Source organism: Enorma massiliensis phI (genome assembly GCF_000311845.1).
Classification (GTDB): Bacteria; Actinomycetota; Coriobacteriia; order Coriobacteriales; family Coriobacteriaceae; genus Enorma; species Enorma massiliensis.
This window is the reverse complement of the sequence record NZ_HE978575.1, coordinates 543,336-564,291: the sequence shown is the minus strand read 5'-3', so window position 1 is coordinate 564,291 and position 20,956 is coordinate 543,336. Positions and strand designations below refer to the sequence as shown.

Annotated in this window: 14 protein-coding genes and 1 pseudogene; 8 read left to right on the top strand and 7 right to left on the bottom strand. The window is 62.4% G+C overall.

What is annotated here, in order from left to right; genetic code table 11:
- Positions 1-23: 23 nt before the first annotated feature.
- The 7 genes from HGEM_RS09125 to HGEM_RS09095 all read right to left on the bottom strand — a co-directional run bounded on the left by HGEM_RS09125 (position 24) and on the right by HGEM_RS09095 (position 7,410).
- Positions 24-1,022, bottom strand: coding sequence for a DUF362 domain-containing protein (locus tag HGEM_RS09125; protein ID WP_019129131.1), 999 nt, complete (start codon positions 1,020-1,022; stop codon positions 24-26).
- Positions 1,023-1,241: 219 nt separating this feature from the next.
- Entirely contained in the window at positions 1,242-1,961 is a 720-nt protein-coding gene (locus HGEM_RS09120; protein ID WP_019129130.1) for a copper homeostasis protein CutC, read from the bottom strand.
- A gap of 537 nt (positions 1,962-2,498) precedes the next feature.
- Entirely contained in the window at positions 2,499-3,200 is a 702-nt protein-coding gene (locus HGEM_RS09115) for an ABC transporter ATP-binding protein (protein ID WP_019129129.1), read from the bottom strand.
- On the bottom strand, positions 3,201-4,076 hold the full coding sequence (locus tag HGEM_RS09110; RefSeq protein WP_019129128.1) for an ABC transporter ATP-binding protein: 876 nt from the start codon (positions 4,074-4,076) through the stop codon (positions 3,201-3,203).
- Positions 4,069-5,151, bottom strand: coding sequence for a branched-chain amino acid ABC transporter permease (locus HGEM_RS09105; RefSeq protein ID WP_035101978.1), 1,083 nt, complete (start codon positions 5,149-5,151; stop codon positions 4,069-4,071). The genes HGEM_RS09110 and HGEM_RS09105 overlap by 8 nt, the downstream gene beginning before the upstream one ends.
- Positions 5,152-5,160: 9 nt before the next feature.
- Positions 5,161-6,042, bottom strand: coding sequence for a branched-chain amino acid ABC transporter permease (locus HGEM_RS09100; protein WP_019129126.1), 882 nt, complete (start codon positions 6,040-6,042; stop codon positions 5,161-5,163).
- A 93-nt stretch (positions 6,043-6,135) separates the two neighbouring features.
- A complete protein-coding gene (locus HGEM_RS09095; protein WP_019129125.1) occupies positions 6,136-7,410 on the bottom strand; it encodes an ABC transporter substrate-binding protein in 1,275 nt (424 codons plus the stop codon).
- A gap of 436 nt (positions 7,411-7,846) precedes the next feature.
- On the opposite strand from HGEM_RS09095, the gene HGEM_RS09090 reads away from it, so the two are divergent.
- The 8 genes and pseudogenes from HGEM_RS09090 to HGEM_RS09055 all read left to right on the top strand — a co-directional run bounded on the left by HGEM_RS09090 (position 7,847) and on the right by HGEM_RS09055 (position 20,954).
- On the top strand, positions 7,847-9,184 hold the full coding sequence (locus HGEM_RS09090; RefSeq protein WP_019129124.1) for a homoserine dehydrogenase: 1,338 nt from the start codon (positions 7,847-7,849) through the stop codon (positions 9,182-9,184).
- Positions 9,185-9,762: 578 nt separating this feature from the next.
- Complete coding sequence (locus HGEM_RS09085) at positions 9,763-13,518, top strand: phosphoribosylformylglycinamidine synthase (RefSeq protein ID WP_019129123.1); 3,756 nt, start codon at positions 9,763-9,765, stop codon at positions 13,516-13,518.
- A gap of 345 nt (positions 13,519-13,863) precedes the next feature.
- The gene (locus HGEM_RS09080; RefSeq protein WP_019129122.1) at positions 13,864-15,234 is read left to right on the top strand and encodes an ATP-binding protein; all 1,371 of its coding nucleotides are present in this window, start codon (positions 13,864-13,866) and stop codon (positions 15,232-15,234) included.
- 5 nt (positions 15,235-15,239) lie between these two features.
- Entirely contained in the window at positions 15,240-16,172 is a 933-nt protein-coding gene (locus HGEM_RS09075) for an HD domain-containing protein (protein ID WP_035101653.1), read from the top strand.
- 650 nt (positions 16,173-16,822) lie between these two features.
- Positions 16,823-18,214 (top strand): annotated as a pseudogene (locus HGEM_RS10710) (TrpB-like pyridoxal phosphate-dependent enzyme).
- 341 nt (positions 18,215-18,555) lie between these two features.
- On the top strand, positions 18,556-19,305 hold the full coding sequence (locus tag HGEM_RS09065; protein WP_019129117.1) for a cyclase family protein: 750 nt from the start codon (positions 18,556-18,558) through the stop codon (positions 19,303-19,305).
- A 471-nt stretch (positions 19,306-19,776) separates the two neighbouring features.
- Positions 19,777-20,628: an AzlC family ABC transporter permease gene (locus HGEM_RS09060; RefSeq protein ID WP_019129116.1), complete on the top strand. Its 852-nt coding sequence runs from the start codon at positions 19,777-19,779 to the stop codon at positions 20,626-20,628.
- Positions 20,625-20,954 carry a branched-chain amino acid transporter permease gene (locus HGEM_RS09055; RefSeq protein WP_019129115.1) on the top strand — a complete coding sequence of 110 codons (330 nt, stop codon included), beginning with the start codon at positions 20,625-20,627 and terminating at the stop codon, positions 20,952-20,954. The genes HGEM_RS09060 and HGEM_RS09055 overlap by 4 nt, the downstream gene beginning before the upstream one ends.
- Positions 20,955-20,956 lie beyond the last annotated feature (2 nt).

Below are 20,956 nucleotides of genomic sequence, written 5' to 3'. Positions count from 1 at the left end.
AGGACGGTTCTTTCGTCGCTCGGTTAGCTCTCGAAGGGCACGACGCCTGCAACGGCATCGGCAAGCTGAATCTCAGCGTCGCCGTGATCGATGTCTACAAGGCGATAGCGCCAGTTGCCCATGCCGAGCTCATGCATGTAGGAAATCTGGCGCAGGCCGTGCCGGCTCTCCATACGCTCCACAAGGTCGTGGCGCTCCTCGGGCTTAAGGGCATAGACCAGGTCGACCGATGCGGCGTCGACCGCACAGATATCCGTTGACGCGACGATGCCGATATTCGGGGTAACGACGGGGGCAGCTGCTGTACCCTCGCAGTCGCAGGACACGCTCATGTTACGCAGCACGTTCACGAAGGTAATGTGCTCGCCAAAATGATCGACCGTGGCCTTTGCGCTCTCAACCATACGCTCCATGAGCTCTTCCTGCGCGATGCTCCATTGGCCCTCGCCGGTATGCGCATGGATCTCTTTCTTACCGATCTTTCCGTCCGCGCAACCGATGCCGATGTTCTTTGCGGAACCGCCGAAGCCTCCCATCGCGTGACCCTTGAAATGAGTGAGCACGAAAAGCGAGTCGTAGTGCGCGAGGTTTTTGCCCACATGCATCTCGCTGAACCACTTGCCGCCCGAAACCGGGAACGTCGTCGCGCCATCTTCGTCCATGATGTCGACAGGGCAGAACGTCCAGCCGTTCACCTCGAGCGTATGGCGATGCTTCTCGGTGGTGTCGCGGTCGCCCGCATAATAGGTGTTGGTCTCGACGATCGTGGCGTCGGGCAGGTCACGCTCAACAAGTTCGCGAACCCACGGACGCGGGATGATATTGGGACCGTGTTCCTCACCCGTATGCAGCTTGATGCCCACCTTGCCCGTCATTCCGCCAGAAACACGCTCATACATGCGACGCAAGCCCTCGGCGGAAAGGTCGCGCGTGAAGTACACGACCGATTCCGCTCCATCGCGCTCGCTCATGGGGATGTAGACATTGCCGTTCGTTGCCGCTGTGACCTGTTTGTTCTCCATGCTGCGCCTCCTTAGGTGTATGCCTTAGCGCGACCATACACCTTGGAGTAGGGTCCAAGTCCAGCAATTGAGATCAGAATGTAGCAATGTACTCGTCAGCAAGCATCAGCGCGCTGACAAGCGCTGATGCACAGACAGGCACTAAAGGGCGGACGGACGCTGGGGTATAAGCAGACGCGAAATACGCGGGCAGACGGAGCGGCAGCCGCACGGCAATCGCTATGCGAGGCGCACGATCTTGGTCCCATGGACCTCGTCCACGCCGAGCTCGCCAGCAATGCGCGTAGCGTTCTCATAGGTGATGCCGGCACCGGGAAGAATGGTCAGGCGCCCGTTTGCGTATGCGATGAGTTCCCGCAACCTAGGCAGGTTGCCATCGATGGGAGTGCCTGCGGGACCTCCATGCGTGAGGATGCGTGTTACACCCATCTTTACGAGCACGTCGATGGCCTCGAACTGGTCCTCGGGAGCGAGTTCATCGAACGCCATATGAAACGTGATATCGATGCGCTGGTCCTCGCGATCAAACTCACGCGGAACACCGCTCCAGTCGCGCTGGTCCTGCATCCAGCGAACGCGGGCAACGAGCGCCTCAATAGCGGAAAGATCGAGCCAGAAACCGTGCTCCCGACGCTCAAGGCAGCCGAAAACGATGCCGTCGGTGCCCAGCCGGCAAGCCGTCTCGATATCCGATTGCATCATCTGGAGCTCAGCGGGCCCGTACACGAAGTCTCCCCCGCGGGGGCGAATCATGGTCATGACGCGCGCGCCGTGCTCATGCGCGTAAACCGTCGCGGCGCCGATCACGCCAGCAGAAGGCGTGGTACCGCCCACCGCCAGATTGTCGCAGAGCTCGATCCGGTCCGCACCGGCTTCAATGGCGGCAGGAACATCGGTGAAGTTCTCGGCGCAGAACTCGCGCAGCAAGCTAAGAGACATAGGGCAGGCTCCTTAATCGCAATGGATCCATGCCCTCAGAGTACCACGGAACGGAAACGGGGTCGCGCCTCCTCAGCGCTGCAAGCCGGCACACCCCGTACCTCAGGCGCGTTGCGCGCTTCATATGGAACGCGCGCCGAACGGGAAGCTGCTCTCCAACGTATTTGCTACTTTTGGGCACTCCACACAGGGAAGGTTAAGTACAGGGCTTGCAGCGGCTCATAAATCCGCAGGTAGATTAATCACCCATTTCCGGGATACTTGCCGGTGCGCTTTAAAGGCCCAAAAGTTGAAAGCGCCATCGCGCCACGTCCGCGCGCGCCACGTCCGCGTCGATTCAGCATGATTTGAGCCGCAATCCGGGCGGCAACGCAGGAACTCGGTTTTCGATTCCAAGCGAGCCAGCGTCATCCAACCCACGCAGACTTGGCGGTAACGCAGGAAGCCCCGGTCCCCTTCTGAACGATTCCGCAGGAACTCGGCATAGCCGAGTTCCGAGGACCAGCTCAGAAGAGGACCGGGGCTTCCGTAGGGAGTCTACCCGCCCAGGTATGCCTTCCTCACATCGTCATTATGCAGCAGCTCCTGGCCGGTGCCAGAAAGCGTGATCCTGCCCGTTTCGAGCACGTAACCGCGCGTTGCCACCGAAAGGGCCATCTGCGCGTTCTGCTCGACCAGCAAAATCGTGGTACCTGCATCGTGAAGCGACTCGATGATCTCGAAGATCTGCTCCACGAGAATGGGCGCGAGACCCATCGAAGGCTCATCGAGCATGAGGAGCTTGGGGTTCGCCATAAGGCCGCGGCCCATGGCGAGCATCTGCTGTTCGCCGCCCGAGAGCGTGCCGGCAACCTGGCGGCGGCGCTCCTTCAGGCGCGGGAACTGGGCATACACGCGCTCCAGGTTCTCGGCGATACTCTCCTTGGGCTGGGTATAGGCGCCCATGTCGAGGTTCTCTTCGACCGTCATCTGCTGGAAGATGCGCCGCCCCTCGGGCACGTGCACGAGGCCGTTCTGCACGATCTTCTCGGCAGGCATATGCATGAGGTCCTCGCCCATGAACTTGATGGAGCCGGAGCGGGAGCGCAGCAGGCCCGAGAGCGTCTTTAGGGTCGTGGACTTTCCAGCGCCGTTCGCGCCGATGAGCGCCACGGTCTCGCCGTCGTTCACCTCGAAGGAGACGTTCTTGATGGCATGGATCGCCCCGTACCAGACGTTGATGTTGTACACGCTGAGCATCTACGCCTCGCCCCCTTTCTGCTTGCCGAGATACGCCTCGATAACCGCCTCGTTCTGCTGGATCTCCTCCGGTGTGCCCTTCGCGATGATCTTTCCGAAGTTGAGCACGCACAGGCCCTCGCAGATATTCATGACGAGGTTCATATCGTGCTCGATGAGCATGATGGCGATCTGGAAGGTATCGCGAATCTTGACGATGTTCTCCATGAGGTCCGCCGTCTCGGACGGGTTCATGCCCGCCGCGGGCTCGTCGAGCAGCAGCAGCTTGGGATTCGTGGCAAGCGCGCGCACAATCTCCAGGCGGCGCTGGGCACCGTAGGGCAGCGAGCCGGCCTCATGGGTGGCGAGCCCCGTCATGTCGAAGATGTCGAGCAGCTCAAGGGCACGCTCTTGGTACCAGCGCTCGCTCTTCCAATGATGCGGCAGGCGCAGGACGCTCGTGGCAAGGCCGCAGTGACGCTGGTTGTGCAGGCCCACCATCACGTTCTCCTCGACCGTCATCGTGTTGAAGAGACGGATGTTCTGGAAGGTTCGGGCCACGCCCAGCTGGTTCACCTTGGCCGGGTTCATGCCGGCGGTGTCCTTGCCGTCGACCATGATCGTGCCGCGCGTGGGTTGGTACACCTTGGTGAGCAGGTTGAAAACCGTGGTCTTGCCGGCGCCGTTGGGGCCAATGAGGCCGCAGATCTCGGTACGGCCGACGGTGATGTTGAAGTCGTCGACCGCCTTGAGGCCGCCGAACTCAATGCCCAGGTGCAGGCACTCGAGAGCGGGCGCAGACCCGAGGTCGCGCTCGGGCATGATCGAGACGCTCGGCACCGGCACCATCTTGGTGGTCTCACGGCGCTGCTTGCCAAAATCGGTGAGCTTACTCATCGGCCTCGCCTCCTTCCGCAGCAGGCTTGGGCGCCGCCTTATGGAACCGCTCGCGGAGCGCATCGGCCGCGCGCTGGTACACCTTGGTATGCGGCACGACCATCACGAGGATGAGCACCACGGCGTAGATAAGCATGCGGTAGTTGTTGATGGGGCGAAGGACCTCAGGAAGCACGGTGAGGAACGCAGCCGAGATGATCGAACCGGAAATGTTGCCCATGCCGCCAAGCACCACGTAGACGAGGATGAGGATGGACTGATTGAAATCGAACTGCGAGGGGATGACCGTGGAATAGTTCATGGCGTAGAGAACGCCCGCCATGCCTGCCAGGGCCGACGCCACGGTGAAGGCGATGAGGCGGTACTTCGTGGTGTTGATACCCACGCTCTCCGCGGCGATGCGGTTGTCGCGCACAGCCATGATGGCGCGGCCGTCGCGGCTGTGCATGAGGTTCAAGACCACGGCAACCGTGATGAGCACCACCACGACACCCAAGACAAAGGTCGAGATCTTATCGATTCCCACGGCGCCCTTGGGCCCGTTGATGAGAATCGTGCCCTGACTCATGCCGAGCGACGAGCTGTCCGTCATAGAGAAGTGCAGACCGGCATCGTCCACGCCGATATAGAAGTTGTTCAGCAGATTCTTGATGATCTCGCCGAACGCAAGCGTCACGATTGCCAGGTAGTCACCGCGCAGGCGCATGACCGGGATGCCCACCAAAAAGCCGATGATGCCCGCAACGACGGCACCGACGACGGCAGACCCCGCGAAGAGCAAAAGCTCGGACTCGACGCCCATGCGCGCCAAGCACCCCGCCACGATCACGCCGGTGAAGGCGCCCACGCTCATGAATCCCGCATGCCCGAGCGAGAGTTCGCCCGAGACGCCCACCACGAGGTTGAGGGATACGGCGAGCGACACGTAGGCGCAGATGGGCACGAGCTGGCCGGAGAGGGAGTTGGAGATGAGCCCCATCCCGTCGAGGAGCGTTACCACGATGAACGCGACGACCACGATCGCATAGGTGATAACGGTCGAGTGCGTCTGCGGCTTGAGATGCATGAAACCCATGTGAATCACCTACACCTTCTCGTTCACGGGCTTGCCGAGCAAGCCGGCCGGACGGATGAGCAGCATCACGATGAGCACGGCAAAGACCACCGCATCGGCGAGCTGCGTGCCGATGTAGGCGCGCGCGAAGATCTCGATGATGCCGAGCAGCACGCCGCCGAGCGCCGCGCCCGGGATGGAGCCGATGCCGCCGAGCACCGCCGCGGTGAAGGCCTTGATGCCGGGCATAGATCCGGTCGTGGGCATGAGCGTGGGATAGGCGGCGCACATGAGCACGCCCGCGATGGCCGCGAGCCCCGAGCCGATGGCGAAGACCATCGAGATGGTCGAGTTGACGTTGATGCCCATGAGCTGCGCGGCGTCACGGTCCTCCGAGCAAGCGCGCATGGCCTTGCCCATCTTGGTCCTGCCGGTGAACATGGTGAGGGCCACCATGATGGCAACGCAGGCGAGGATGGTGATCACCGCCGTGGCGCTGATGGTGAGGCGCCCGTCAAAGAGATGGAGCGCCGGCAGGCTCAGGATCATCGAGAACGACTTGGGATCGGAGCCCATGATGAGCAGCGCCGCATTCTGAAGGAAGTAGCTCACGCCGATAGCGGTGATGAGCACGTTCAGCGACGGGGCACTGCGCAAGGGCTTGTAGGCGAGCCGCTCGATCACGATACCGAGCACTGTGCAGCCCACGACGGAGAGCAGGATACCCGCAATCACGGGAAGCCCCAGGTAGCTCACGGCGCAGAAGCAGATGTAGGCACCCACCATGATGATGTCGCCGTGCGCGAAGTTGAGCATCTTGGCGATACCGTAGACCATGGTGTAACCGAGTGCGATGATCGCGTAGACGCTGCCCAAGCTCATGCCGTTGATGAGGTTGGCGAGGAACTCCATGTCCCCTCCTTTCATGTGAAAAGCGGAGACCGCCGCAAGGCGGGCGATCTCCGCTCAAGAACAGACTTGCGAATGAGATTCGGGCAAGGTCCCTTACGCGTCGAGCGGCATGTAGACGCCGTCCTGAATGACCATGCCCATGGGCTGCTTGGAAATCTCGCCCGTATCGGACCAGGTAGCCGACTCACCAGCGGTGGTGAGACCGGTGAAGGAGAAGTCCTCGGACGTGAAGGTCTCGACGAGCGCGTCGCAGATGTCGGAGTAGTCCATATCGGCGGTCACGCCGGACTGCTCGATGGCGGCACGCAGCGCGTAGATGCAGTCGTAGGCGTCGGCGGCGAACTGGTTCGGGGTCTCGCCGTCGCCGTAATCGGCGCTCTGGTACTTCTCGACGAAACTCTTGGTGGCCTCATCCTCGGCCGTGGCGACGAACGGGGTCAGGAGCATGGCGCCCTCGGCGAGCGAGGTGTCGAAGCCCTTGACGGTCAGCAGGCCGTCCATGCCGTCCACGCCGAACCACTTGGGCGCATAGCCCATGCTGTTCGCCTGGGTGAGGATGAGCGAGATGGGCGTGTAGTAGATGGGCAGGAAGACCAGGTCGGCCTCGGCGTCACGCGCGGCGTTGAGCTGTACGGAGAAGTCGGTGGCGGAGTCGTTGGTGAACGCCTGCTCGGACACGACCTCGAGACCGAGCTCGGAAGCCTCGGACATGAAGCTCTGATAGATGCCCGTGGAATAGGTGTCGGAGTTGTTGTAGATGATGGCGATCTTCGTGCCCAAGCCCTGCTCGGAGATGTACTGAGCGGACGCGGCGCCCTGGTTGGGGTCGGTGAAGCACATCTGGAAGACGTTCTCCTTGCGCGGCGTGGCGATGTTGCCGTCCGCGTCGGGCTGGCCGCCGATCACGTCGGTCGACGAGCCGGAAGGAGTGATCTGGAACATGTTGTCGGCGTTGGTCTCGGCGGACACGGCTACGCACGGAGCGGTGGTGACGGTGCCCATGAGGATCTGCATGCCCCAGTCCTTGAGGTTGTTGTAGGCGTTGACGGAGCGCTCGGCGTCGTTCTCGTCGTCCTGGAAGTTGTAATCGAACTGGATGTCGCCGCCCTCGGCGTTGATCTCATCGATAGCGATCTGGGCGCCGATGCGCACGCCGTTGCCATAGATGGCGGCGTCGCCCGTGGTAGGCCCGATGCCACCGATCATGAAGGCGCTGCCCGAGGCGGAACCGGAAGCGGAACCGGCCCCAGAGCCGTCACCCTCGTTGGAGCAGCCAGCGAGAACACCGGCAAGGCCAAGGCCCGCCGCACCCGCGACGAGGCTCCTGCGGTTGATGGAAACGTTCTGCATGTTCTCGAGTATAGACATGCGATGCTCCTCTCGTGACGCGCCGAGCGCCTGCCCGGCTTACCCTTCCATTCCTCCGAGGTCGCGATGCCTCGCAGGTCCCCGCCCGAACACGCTGTGCAATCAGGTGGTTCGTGCTAGAATACTCCGATTTTATGCAAAAGGTAAGGCAGCCGAACCATTTTGAGGGCTTCGAGCAGCGGAGAGCCGGTATTGCATTCTTCGCCCAAGGTTTCTACCTGCAGTTTTTATCGGCCTGAAACATCATGAGACGTGTTACATCTGTGTTTCGCATGCATGCCCCATTCCTCGGTAGAATACTAGGCAGATATGGTCGAGGAGCCTTCGCGATGAAAACCCGCGCTGCCGGGACCCAGCTCCTGCGGGTGCGGCACCGGTGGCACCCTCGCGGCCAGATGACCAGCCCGTACGCAGCCTCGAATGCAAAGGAGACGCAATGCCAAGCACCACCCGCACCGTCAACGTAGGACTCATCGGGCTCGGAACCGTGGGCGGCGGCGTCGCCCGCGTCATCGCGCGCCACCACGACGAATACCTTTCCGCCTATGGCATCGACCTGCGCCTCAAGATGGCCAGCGCCCTGGAACCTGAGCGCGCGGCAGAGCTGGGCATCGCGCCCGAAGCCTTCACCACCGACTGGCACGACGTCGTAGCCGACCCGGAAATCGACATCGTGATCGAGCTCATCGGCGGCGATCACCCTGCGACCGAGATCTTCGAGAGCGCCATCGCTGCCGGCAAGCACGTGGTCTCCGCCAACAAGGCGCTTCTGGGCCGCCGCATCGACTACCTGGGAAGCCTTGCCGCACAGGCCGGCGTGCAGATTCGCTGCGAAGCGGCCGCGGGCGGCGGCATCCCCATCGTGAACGCGCTCGAGCACGCGCTCGTGGCAAACGGCATGCTCACCATCGCGGGCATCCTGAACGGTACCACCAACTACATCCTTTCGCGCATGGCTTCCGAGGGGCTCGACTTCGACGATGTGCTCGCCGACGCCCAGCGCTTGGGCTACGCCGAGGCCGATCCCACGGCCGACGTCGACGGCTTCGATGCCGCGAGCAAGGTGGCCATCCTCTCCTCCATCGCCTTCCACACCCGCGTGACCACCGACGATGTGTACATGCAGGGCATTCGCAACGTCTCCGCCGCTGACATCGAGCAGGCGCGCGAGATGGGCTACTGCATCAAGCTGCTCGGCATCGCCCGCAAGACGGCCGAGGGCATCGACGCGCGCGTGCACCCCACCATGATTCCCGCCGACCACATGCTCGCCGGCGTCTCGGGAGCCATGAACGCCGTGTTCGCCGTGGGCGACGCGGTGGGCGAAACCATGTTCTACGGCGCGGGCGCAGGCTCCTTCCCCACCGCGAGCGCCGTGGTTGGCGACGTGCTTGAGCTCGCGAACGGCATCGCCAGCGGGATCGACTTGGGCCCCGAGCCCGAGCCCTTCCCCCGCACCGCGCCGATTCGCTCCATCGAGGAGCTCGAGACGCGCTATTACATCCGCCTTTCCGTCGTCGACCGCGTGGGCACGCTCGCTCCGGTTGTGGCGGCCTTCGCGGACGCGGGCGTTTCCATCTCCGCCATCAACCAGCTGCGCGACGGAGACGGCACCACCTGCTCGGTCGTCTTCCTTACGCACACGGCCCGCGAGCGCGACGTACGGCGCGTGTGCTCTGCGCTCGAGGCGCTTGATGAGGTCGCAAGCGTTGCCAGCGTGATCCGCATCGAAGACGTAGACGCGTGGAGCGAGGGCGCAGAGGAGAACGAGTAGGCGGGACCGGGGGTCGAGGCGGGGGCCGGTCCGCGGCCGGAGATTGAGCTGCTCCGGCTGGAATTGCCGGCGCCTGCCCGCGGCCGGGGATTGAGCTGCCCAGAGCTACCCCTCATCTACCGAGTCCGTCCTGGGCCGCCTCCTCTCTTTAGGCCGTCTCCTCGCCCTTTAGGACTGCCCCGCGAAGTCACGCCCGGGTCGGGCCCGACACGTCATCCCCCTCGCTCTCTTAGGCAGCTCCCTCGCTCAGCGCTGCAAATATGGAGTTATCCGCATCCAGCGCTGCAAATATGGAGTTATCGGCCTCTGCAGGTGGCCTTAGCTCCTGATCTGCTGCGCTCGCCGATGGTAACTCCAGATTTGCTGCGCTCGGGAGGGGGGATCGGCGCCCGCAACTCCGCGTGTGCTGCACTTGGCGGCGGGAAAACAGCAACCTCCCGGCAACGCGCTCGTAGCAGCGGGTTATTTGTAGCAGACAACTTCGCCAACTGGATGCATGGCAACCTGCCGTATCATAGAGACGGTATGCAGCCGCTCGGGGGAACGGTTCCGCGAGCAGGATTCGAAGGGCAGGGTTCATGGTCTCTCGCATCTATGTGGAAAAGAGGGCGGGCTTCAACGTCGAGGCGCAGCAACTCAAGAGCGAGCTTACGGAAATCCTTGGCGTGACGGGCCTCACCGGCCTTCGCCTCATCAACCGCTACGATGTGGAGGGAGCAAGCGAAGAGCTCTTCCGCTCGTGCATCCCCACGGTGTTCAGCGAGCCGCAGGTGGACCACGCATACGACGAGCTGCCGTCGAGCCCCGACGCAGCAGCCGTCTTCGCGGTGGAATACCTGCCCGGCCAGTTCGACCAGCGCGCCGACTCCGCCAGCGAGTGCATCCAGCTCATCAGCCAGGGAGAGCGCCCCACGGTGCGCTCCGCCAAGGTCTATATCCTCGAGGGCGCGCTCTCGGAGGCCGACATCGACGCCATCAAGCACTATGTCGTAAACCCCGTGGAGGCGCGTCTCGCATCGCTCGAGAAGCCCGAAACCTTGGTAGCCGAGACCCCCGACCCCGAGCCCGTCGAGGTGCTCGATGGCTTCCGCGAACTCGATGAAGCCGGCCTTGCGGCCTTCATCGCCGAGCGCGGGCTGGCCATGGATGCGGCCGACATCCGCTTCTGCCAGGAATACTTCACCGAGGAGGGCCGCGACCCCTCGATTACCGAGATTCGCGTGATCGATACCTACTGGTCGGACCACTGCCGTCACACCACCTTTGGCACCGTGCTCGACGAGGTCAAGATCGACGACGCTGTGGTGCAGGAGGCCTTCGACCGCTACATGGAGATGCGCCATGAGCTGGGCCGCGACGAGAAGCCCGTCTGCCTCATGGACATGGGCACGCTCGGCGCCAAGTGGCTCAAGCACACGGGCCAGCTCACCGGCCTTGACGAGTCGGAAGAGATCAACGCCTGCACCGTGAAGGTCACGGTAGATGTTGATGGCGAAGACCAGGACTGGCTCTTCCTCTTCAAGAACGAGACCCACAACCACCCGACCGAGATCGAGCCCTTCGGCGGCGCGGCCACTTGCATCGGCGGCGCCATCCGCGACCCGCTCTCCGGCCGTAGCTATGTGTACCAGGCCATGCGCGTGACCGGCGCGGCCGACCCCACCGTCCCCGTCGCGGAGACGCTCGAGGGCAAGCTCCCGCAGCGCAAGCTCGTGACCACCGCTGCCGCCGGATACGCCAGCTACGGCAACCAGATCGGCCTCGCCACCGGCCAGGTCTCCGAGCTCTACCACCCCGGCTACGTTGCCAAGCGCATGGAGGTGGGTGCTGTGGTGGGTGCCACCCCGGCAAGCCACGTGCGCCGCGAGGAGCCCGCGCCCGGCGACAAGATCATCTTGCTCGGTGGCCGCACCGGCCGTGACGGCATCGGCGGCGCTACGGGCAGCTCCAAGGCGCATAACGTCGAGTCCATCGAGAAGGACGGTGCCGAGGTGCAGAAGGGCAACGCCCCCATGGAGCGGAAGCTCCAGCGCCTCTTCCGCCGCGGCGATGCCTGCCGCCTCATCAAGCGCTGCAACGACTTCGGCGCGGGCGGCGTGAGCGTTGCCGTGGGCGAGCTCGCCGATGGCCTCTACATCGACCTCGACCAGGTCACGAAGAAGTACGAGGGCCTCGACGGCACCGAGCTCGCCATCTCCGAGAGCCAGGAGCGCATGGCTGTGGCCGTGGCCGAGGACGACGTGGACGAGTTCATGGCGTATGCCACCGAGGAGAATCTCGAGGCCACCGTCATCGCCGAGGTCACGCACGAGAAGCGCGTGCGCATGGCATGGAACGGCGACGTGATCGTGGACCTTTCCCGCGCCTTCTTGGCCAGTAACGGCGCACCCAAGCACCAGAGCGTGCATGTGACGGCGCGCCAGGTGTGGCAGCCGGCTTGGGAGGGCGCCACGCTCGCCGAGCGCATGCGCGCGCTCGTAACCGACCTCAACGTCTGCTCGAACAAGGGCCTCTCCGAACGCTTCGACTCGACCATCGGCGCTGCCACGGTGCTCATGCCCTTTGGCGGACGCACCCAGCTCACCCCTGCGCAGGCCATGGTGGCGAAGTTCCCCGTCGACGGCGAGACCTCGACCGCGAGCTCCATGGCATGGGGCTTCAACCCCTATCTCATGGAAGCCGACCAGTTCGCGGGGGCCTACCTCTCAGTCGTTGAGAGCGTGAGCCGCCTCGTGGCCGCGGGCTTCTCCCGCAAGCGCGCCTACCTCTCCTTCCAGGAGTACTTCGAGCGCCTGCGCGACGTGCCGGAGCGCTGGGGCAAGCCGGCAGCAGCCGTACTCGGCGCGCTCATGGCGCAGGTGGACCTTGGTGTTGGCGCCATCGGCGGCAAGGACTCCATGTCGGGCTCGTTCGAGGACCTCGACGTGCCGCCCACCCTCGTGAGCTTCGCCGTAAGCACGGGCCGTGCCGACCATGCGGTCTCCCCTGAATTCAAGGGCGCGGGGCACCCGGTCTTCCGCATCGCCCCCGCTTCGTATGGCGACGACCATCGCCCCGACCCCTCGCAGCTCCTCGCCGTCTTCGATGCCATCGAGTGTCTCACCCAAGATGGAAGCGCCCTGGCGCTGGCAACCCCCGGCTACGGCGGCAGCGCTGAAGCCCTCTTCAAGATGTGCGTGGGCAACCAGATCGGCTTCGAGCTTGCCGACGACGTCGACATCGAGAGCCTTTTCGAGCCGATGTACGGCAGCTTCATCGTTGAGGTTGAGGATGCGGCGGCGCTCGATGCACTCGCTGCAGATTCCTTCGTGATCGAGCCCTTGGGCACCACGGTCGAAGGTTACGTGCTCGAAACCGCAACCGAGCAGATCGACCTTGCCGAGCTGCAGGAAGCATGGGAAAGCGGCATCGAGGGCGTCTTCCCCTACCGCACCCCGGCCGAGGAAGCCAAGAAGCTCGACGATGTGGAGCAGCTTACCTTCACCTGCAGCGACACGGGCCGCATCGCACCGGCCTATGCAGGCGAGAAATTCGCGCGCCCGCGCGTGATCATCCCGGTCTTCCCCGGCAACAACTGCGAGTACGATAGCGCCCGCGCCTTCCGCGCCGCCGGCGCCGAGGCCGACGTCTTCGTGATCAACAACCTCTCGCCCGAGGCCGTGGCCGAAAGCACGCACGAGCTTGCGCGCCGCATCCGCGAGAGCCAGATCGTCATGATCCCGGGCGGTTTCTCCGGCGGCGACGAGCCCGACGGCTCTGCCAAGTTCATCACGGCGTTCTTCCGCGCGCCCGAGGTCACCGAGGCCGTGCGCGACCTCCTGCAGGCACGCGATGGCCTCATGCTCGGCATCTGCAACGGCTTCCAGGCGCTCGTGAAGCTGGGCCTCGTTCCGTACGGTGACATCGTGGACGCCACGCCCGAGGCACCGACCCTCACCTTCAACACCATCGGCCGGCACCAGAGCCGCCTGGTACGCACCCGCGTGGCCAGCGACCTCTCGCCCTGGCTCTCCGCTTGCAAGCCCGGAGAGGCCTACACCGTGGCCATCTCCCATGGCGAGGGCCGCTTCGTGGCGAGCGAGGCCGTCCAGCGCGAGCTCATCGCGGGCGGGCAGATCGCTACCCAGTACGTTGACGAGACAGGCATGCCGAGCATGGACCTTTCGGTGAACCCGAACGGCTCCGTGCTTGCCATCGAAGGCATCACCAGCCCGGACGGCCGTGTCTTCGGCAAGATGGGGCATGTCGAGCGCCGTGGCGAAAACCTGTATCGCAACGTCCCGGGCGAGAAGTTCATGCCGATCTTCGAGAGCGGTGTTGGGTACTTCGCATAGCACGTGCTCCCGGCGGGTCCCCCGCCTATGCTCCTTGCTCAGACATTCTCGAAAGGCCCAGCACTGCTGGGCCTTTCTGCGAAACTGCGCAGGAGCATGGGCGGGGGACCCTGCGCATCATGCTAGTGAAGCTGGCGATATGGGCTAACTGCAGGGTGTTTAGTGCTGGAACGGGCGTGAACCTAAGAAAAACACCGGTTGTTTGCCTAGAATGTCCCGTTGCAGAAGCGAAGTAATCCGAGCCCTCAAGAGAACACCCGGCTAAAACCTTGTTAATTGGTAATTTGAACTTACCAGTTATACTGAAATTGGTAAGATATTATTACCAATTATGCGGAGGTAGCTATGAACCAAACCGTGCTCGGCATATTGCAAGAGTTTGATCTTGATACATACCGTCCCATTGTTCCACGCTCTCTCAACCTAGGTAACGCGCTGCCGCCACGGGCGGGAAATCTCGTCAAGGTTGTAACCGGTATGCGCCGATCAGGTAAATCATATCGCCTTTTCCAAGAAATGGATGCACTGCTCGAAGCAGGAGTTCCCGCTGAAGCTATCTGCTACTTCAACTTCGAGGATAATCGCATCAGCCCTGCCACGCCACAAACGGGAGACGCCGTTCTCGAGGCGTTTCGATACCTCGCCCAACAAGCAGGCGCTAACCTCGACGGCATCTACCTCTTTTTTGACGAGCTTCAGGAGATGAAGCAATGGGGTAGCTGGCTTCGCCGCATCGTTGATACCACTAAAGCTACCATCTACATCAGTGGCTCCTCATCGAAAATGCTCTCAACGGAAATCTCAACCGAGTTTCGTGGTCGCGCCATCGACTTCGAGCTTTTACCGTTTTCGTTTCGCGAGCGACTTACCATGACACCCGATGGCGCTGAATTGCTGAAAGGCCCGCATTTCTCTCCGCGCTTGGGCGCGCGTATGCAGGCGATGTTTGACGAATACCTCACGCGTGGAGGATTCCCTGCGGCGCAGGGCCTCCCGACATCCCAAGCAATCGCTTTGCTTCAGTCATATGTTCAGCGCGTCGTCACATGCGATGTAGTCGAACGTCATGACATCGCGCGACCACGCGTCGCGGCAGCGCTCGCTCGCAGGCTCATGGGGCTCAACGGCAAGCAGATCTCGCTACGAAAAATCGAGAACGATTTGCGCTCGGCGGGAATTGCGACCGGTCGTGCATACCTTGCCGACTTGCTCGCATATTTTGAAGAAGCCTATCTCGTCTTCCAAGTCAAAGAGTTCTCGCTGAGCCTCTCAGAAAAGAGTACGACGCGACCAAAAATCTACGCTGCTGACCCAGGCATTGCCCTAGCAAGCAGCCGAGCAGGAGCGTGCGAACGCGGGCAGCGGCTCGAGGACGCCGTATACCTTGAACTCAGACGACGCCATCCCTCTATGCGCGATGGCGGCATCTCAATGCTTCACACGAAGCAACATGGTTATGAAATAGACTTCGTGGTTGGCGATGCGCTCGAGCAGGAAGCATTTCGACTGATCCAGGTCACCGAATCAATGGAAGACGAAAAGACGGCACAGCGGGAACTCAGAGCATTGTGGGAAGCACTCGACGAAACGGGCCTTGAAGAGGGGCTTCTTCTGGTCGGGAGCGGACATGAGACGATTTACGAGAACAACGGACGGCGCATTGTGCAAGCTTCCGCATGGAAATGGTTGCTTGATGACAGCGAAACGGGGATGTAACCAATATGACAAACGATAAAGCCAGCAGCTTGAGCGACGAGGCAACGGTCTCCATCGATCGCGAGCGGGCGCGAACGGCGTTCGAAGCATACCTCGCCCCCTACGACCGGGAGAACCCGCGCATCGCGCTCAAAGCGGAGCACACCTATCGTGTCGCCGACCTTTGCGACCACATCGCTCGCGCATCGGGCTTCACGCAGGCGGGCGCGGACCTCGCCTGGCTCTGCGGACTCCTGCACGACATCGGCCGATTCGAGCAGCTTCGCCGTTGGGGCACCTTCAAAGACAGCATGTCCGCCAGCCATGCGGCTATCGGCGTCGACGTGCTTTTCGAGGACGGGCGGCACCTGTTTGACGGCTCGCTCGCCCGTGTGAACGCCACACTACCGGAAGCCCTCTCCCATGATGATGAGTTCTTGGCCCACGCGCGCACCGCTGGCAGCGTTCGCACTTTTATCGAAGAGCCCTCGGTCGACGAGATCATCCGTGCAGCAGTAGGCCACCACAGCGACTTTCGCCTTCCTGACGACCTCGACCTTCGCTCGCGCGCGCTCTGCAATCTTGTGCGCGATGCCGACAAAATCGATATCCTGCGCGTTTCGTGCACCGATACCGTCGAGACCGTCGTGGGAGCAACCGAAGACGAGCTGCTCGCAGGCGACATTTCGCCCGCTGCCGAGGATGCGTTCTTCGCGCACCAGACCGTCCGCTATAGCGACCAATCGACCGCCGTGGACCACGTGGTGGGGCTCGCCTGCTTTGCCTTTGAACTGGTCTACCCCGCAAGCCTCGAAATCATGGCCGATCAAGGATATCTGTTCGAACTGCTGAGCACGCCTTTTGGCATAGCGCGCCCGTACACCAACCGTGCCACTCGCGCGCTCATCGGCCGCATGGACGGGCACCTGCGCGCTTGGATCGACGAGCAGCTCAGCTAACCGCCGAGCATTTGTGTCGTTGAGGCACCCGGAACGTCGCTGAGTGCAACTTTTGGGCACTCCAGGGCACAGTGAACGAGTAAAGGCAGATGGGCAGCAAGAGATTGCGCAGCTCAGAGGGCTAATAACTCATGAGCTATCGCGGTTGTACTCAGGGCACACGCCGTGGAGTGTTCAAAAGTTGCGTCCGCGTCCTGTTTGACGGGCTTTTGCGTTTCTCGCTGAGCCAATCGATGGTGGAAACGCTCGAGATACATTTCTAGTTGCCGGCTGCATCGCAGCTTTATCGTGATAAAGTGTCCGCAATCCGATGGAGACTACAGAAAGGCTCCGCTATGACCGCCATCGTCAACAACGCCAATACGCTGCACCTGATGCAGCAGGCCGCTGCCTGGTGGTGGAACAAGCGCATACCGTCTCTCTCGGATTAGCAGGCTCCCCTACCAACGCGCTACACCATGGAAGGCCTCCGGTAATCCGGGGGCCTTCTTTTTTGCCGGCGAACGACGCATGTCGCCTGATAGCGCGCAACAGGCAACGTGTGCCGAGGCGAAAAGCAAGCCTCTTCGATCGCCGCAGCGCACGCGGGAGCATTCTGAGCTTGGAGCGACTGCCGGCGGGCAGCGCCCCCGGATGAGAAAGGACGCATCATGACCGCATCCAAGCACGATCCCTACCGTCTCTACCTCACCGAAGACCAGATCCCCAAAGCCTGGTACAACCTGCGTGCCGATATGCCCGAAAAACCCGAACCCATGCGCCTGCCGAACGGAGCTGTCGCCACCAAGCCAGATATTGCGCCCGTTTTCGCCGACGCACTCATCGACCAAGAGCTCGACGACGGCACCCCGTACTTCGACATCCCCGAACCCGTCCTAGAGATGTACAAGGTCTACCGGCCGAGCCCGCTCTGCCGTGCCTACAACCTTGAGCGCGCGCTCGATACGCCAGCCAAGATCTTCTATAAATTCGAAGGCAACAACACGAGCGGTTCTCACAAGCTCAACTCCGCCATCGCCCAAGCTTACTACGCCTATGCCCAGGGCATTACCAACATCACGACCGAGACGGGCGCCGGGCAGTGGGGCACGGCACTGGCCGAGGCAGCCGCTCACTATGGGCTCGACCTCGATATCTTCATGGTGAAATGCTCCTACGAGCAGAAACCGTACCGTCGCAACATCATGGAGACCTTCGACGCGCGGGCAACGCCCTCTCCCTCCGACACCACCGAGGTCGGCCGGCGCATTCTCGCCTAAGATCCGGGCTCGTCCGGCTCGCTTGGCACCGCGATATCGGAGGCGGTGGAGCGCGCGCTGCATGTGCCCGAGAACCGCGGGCGCTACCAGCTGGGCAGCGTCCTTAACCAAGTGGTGCTGCATCAGAGCATCATCGGGCTAGAAAGCTACGAGGCCCTTCGCGAGCTGGGCGAATATCCCGATGTGGTCATCGGGTGCGCGGGCGGCGGCTCGAACTTGGGCGGGCTCATCGCCCCGTTCATGCGCGACAAGCTCACAGGCGCACGGCCGGCCACGCGCTTCATCGCGGTAGAGCCCGCGAGCTGCCCGTCGCTCACCCGGGGCCGCTATGCCTACGACTTCGCCGACACGGGCCAGACCTGCCCGCTCTGCAAGATGTATACGCTCGGCAACGGCTTCATTCCAAGCCCCGACCACGCGGGCGGCCTGCGCTACCACGGCATGAGCCCTATCGTCTCCAAGCTCAAGCACGACGGCTACCTTGATGCTGTCGCCGTGCGCCAAACCGACGTCTTCGCGGCGGCCGAGCGCTTCGCCAAGCTGGAAACCATCCTGCCCGCGCCCGAAAGCGCGCACGCAATCCTTGTGGCCATGCGCGAGGCGGAGCGGTGCCGCGAGACCGGCGAGGCGAAGACGATCCTCTTCGGGCTCACCGGAACCGGATACTTCGACATGGTCGCCTACGACAAGTTCAACCGCGGCGAGCTGGAGGACCACATCCCCACCGACGAGGAGCTCGAGCGCGGGCTCGCGACGATCCCCTCCATTCCGGGCATCCAATAACGGGAATATGCTCGAACCCACCTGATGGGCTCCGGCATGTTCCAGCTCTTTGACAACTCGAGGCTCGAGTCGGAAGGTTTTTCGAACATCGCCGAGTAAGCCGCCGTTTCGCACTAATGCCAACTGGTGTTTTGTTGTCCAAAGCCTGAGTCTACTCGGCACCTTCGTTAAAACCTTCCGACTCGAGCCTCGAACTTGGCTGGACCGGCGTATTCACGCGCCGATGACAGGTACTATGGAGGAAATGCGCGGTCGCATCGCATGCGTTTGCGGTGCAGCGCCCCGCATGCGACACGCCGTGTACGCATGCCCCTCACCCGCCCCGTCGAAAGGAGACCAAGATGAGCCTCTGGCCAGAACTCAAGAAGCTGCAACAAGGAACCTGGGTAGACCTCACTCACCCGCTTACGAACGACAGCCCGTACTGGGCGGGCATCCCCGAGGGCTCCGTGGAACTGTGCAAGACCGTCTTCGACTACGACGAAGAGATGCTCTCTTGCCGCATTCACACCTACAAGTTCCCCGGGCAGTTCGGCACGCACGTAGACTTTCCGAGCCACTTCACACCGGGCAAGGTTGGCTCCGAGGCCTACGGCGTGGAGCAGATGGCCATGCCGCTCTGCGTGATCGACCTCACCGGCAAGGTCGCCGCCGAGGGCCCCGACACCGCCGTAACCGTGGCAGACATCGAAGCCTGGGAAGCTGAGCATGGGCGCATTCCCGCCGGCGCCTTCGTGGCGCTACGCACCGACTGGTACCAGCGCTGGCCCGATAACGACGCGCTCAACAACTTCGACGAGGACGGAGGCGAGCACTGCCCCGGCTGGTCGATGGAGGCGCTCCGCTTCCTCTATGAGGAACGAGATATCCAGATGAACGGGCATGAGACCTTCGACACGGATGCCTCGTTCCTGGCGGCGGAAGCCGACGATCTTGCCTGCGAGCGCTACGTGCTCGACCATGGCCACCTGCAGGTAGAAGTCATGGCGAACCTCGACAAGGTGCCTGCGACGGGTGCCATCGTGTTTGTGAGCTGGCCGCACATCGAAGGCGCCACCGGCCTCCCCGCCCGCGTGGCAGCGGTGTTCTAAACTTCCCGCGCCCCCAATGCGCTAACTTTTCGTACGCTTGGTCAAAAATATCGTTTCGGTGGTATGCCGCGCACCAAAATAGAGCGATTGCATAGCCGCATGAAAGCTGAAAGGCCATCTCGTTCCGTTGATTTCGTCGATGTGAGCGAATTTTGAACGCGTAAAGGCCTACCCACAGGTAAAAATGGGTGCCTCTTATGTTTGAAAGTACCACCGAAATGGTGTTTTTGACCAAGACCTCGGAATATTGTGTCTGCAGCACACGGCGCTACGAAAAACTTACGGAGCATAGTCTTCTCAATCTTGGCCCGCGCATAGATCGTCTGCAGCAGATTGCCCCGCGGCCCTTCATTCAGTATCTCCCTGCAATAAATGGTGTACGATACGGGACATTGACTATGCACTGAATAGAAACGCGAGCAACGCCCCGTGCCCCATCAACCACTGCACCCAGCTCCATCAAGCGGCGCGATGCACACCAATAGACCTCGTGCCATCTCGCCTGCGCTTCGCGCCGCCATACCACCGACGCTTCCCATCCTCGCCGGCTTCGTCTTCCTCGGTATCACCTGCGGCATATATAGCGTCTCACTCGGACTGCCGTGGTGGACGCCCACGCTCATGGCCTGCCTTATCTTCGCGGGCTCTGCCGAGTTCGTCGTGGCCTCGATGCTCGTGGGACCGTTCGCGCCGCTTCAGGCGTTCGTCACCGTCTTCATCGTTAACGCGCGGCACCTGTTCTACGGCCTCTCGATGCTCGAGCGGTTCCGCGGCCTCGGGCGCAAACGCCCGTATCTCATCTTCGCGCAATGCGATGAAACGTTCTCCATCAACTATTCGACGCACCCGCCGGCCGGCGTGGACGAAGGATGGTTCATGTTTTTCGTGAGCCTGCTCAACCAGCTGTACTGGGTGGTTGGCTGCACGCTCGGCGGCGTGCTGGGCAGCGTGGCAGCGCTCAACGTGGCGGGCGTCGACTTCGCCATGACGGCGCTGTTAGTGGTAATCTTCCTCGACCAATGGACCAAAGATCCAAGCCACGCGAGCGCCGTGGTGGGCATTCTGGCTTCGCTCGTCGCACTCGCGCTCTTTGGGCCTGACGGATTCATGATCCCCGCGCTCGCACTCATCCTTGCCGCGATTACGGTTCTGCGAAGCCACCTCGAACCGGTCTACGATGCGTGCGGGAGCGAGTCCATGACTTCTGCATCGGATACCTGCAAGAGCGGGCCCGTGGCCCCTGCATCGGATACCTGCGAGAACGAGCCCGTGGCCTCTACGCCGGATGCCGCAGGTGCGCACCATGGGGGCGATGCGCGATGACGTCCACGCAGATCATCCTTACGATCCTCGCCGCCGCGGCTGCAACGGTGCTCACCCGGGCCCTGCCGTTCTTCGCTTTCCCCGCAGACCGTCCAGCGCCGCGCTACATCCGCTACCTGGGCAATGCGCTCCCTGGAGCGACTTTCGGCCTGCTCGTGGTTTACTGCCTGCGCAGTGTGGACGTGCTCACCGGCTCGCATGGCATACCCGAAGCGCTCGGTATTCTCGTTGCCGGCGGGCTCTACCTTTGGCGGAAGAACATGCTCGTCGCCATCTTTGCAAGCACCGCGCTCTATATGGTGCTCGTGAACCTCGTGTTCGTGTAACC

Bases quoted from the DNA above. Each gene is read 5' to 3' on its own strand.
- HGEM_RS09125 (WP_019129131.1), bottom strand. From the start codon at position 1,022: ATGGAGAACAAACAGGTCACAGCGGCAACGAACGGCAATGTCTACATC.
- HGEM_RS09120 (WP_019129130.1), bottom strand. From the start codon at position 1,961: ATGTCTCTTAGCTTGCTGCGCGAGTTCTGCGCCGAGAACTTCACCGAT.
- HGEM_RS09115 (WP_019129129.1), bottom strand. From the start codon at position 3,200: ATGCTCAGCGTGTACAACATCAACGTCTGGTACGGGGCGATCCATGCC.
- HGEM_RS09110 (WP_019129128.1), bottom strand. From the start codon at position 4,076: ATGAGTAAGCTCACCGATTTTGGCAAGCAGCGCCGTGAGACCACCAAG.
- HGEM_RS09105 (WP_035101978.1), bottom strand. From the start codon at position 5,151: ATGGGTTTCATGCATCTCAAGCCGCAGACGCACTCGACCGTTATCACC.
- HGEM_RS09100 (WP_019129126.1), bottom strand. From the start codon at position 6,042: ATGGAGTTCCTCGCCAACCTCATCAACGGCATGAGCTTGGGCAGCGTC.
- HGEM_RS09095 (WP_019129125.1), bottom strand. From the start codon at position 7,410: ATGTCTATACTCGAGAACATGCAGAACGTTTCCATCAACCGCAGGAGC.
- HGEM_RS09090 (WP_019129124.1), top strand. From the start codon at position 7,847: ATGCCAAGCACCACCCGCACCGTCAACGTAGGACTCATCGGGCTCGGA.
- HGEM_RS09085 (WP_019129123.1), top strand. From the start codon at position 9,763: ATGGTCTCTCGCATCTATGTGGAAAAGAGGGCGGGCTTCAACGTCGAG.
- HGEM_RS09080 (WP_019129122.1), top strand. From the start codon at position 13,864: ATGAACCAAACCGTGCTCGGCATATTGCAAGAGTTTGATCTTGATACA.
- HGEM_RS09075 (WP_035101653.1), top strand. From the start codon at position 15,240: ATGACAAACGATAAAGCCAGCAGCTTGAGCGACGAGGCAACGGTCTCC.
- HGEM_RS09065 (WP_019129117.1), top strand. From the start codon at position 18,556: ATGAGCCTCTGGCCAGAACTCAAGAAGCTGCAACAAGGAACCTGGGTA.
- HGEM_RS09060 (WP_019129116.1), top strand. From the start codon at position 19,777: ATGCACACCAATAGACCTCGTGCCATCTCGCCTGCGCTTCGCGCCGCC.
- HGEM_RS09055 (WP_019129115.1), top strand. From the start codon at position 20,625: ATGACGTCCACGCAGATCATCCTTACGATCCTCGCCGCCGCGGCTGCA.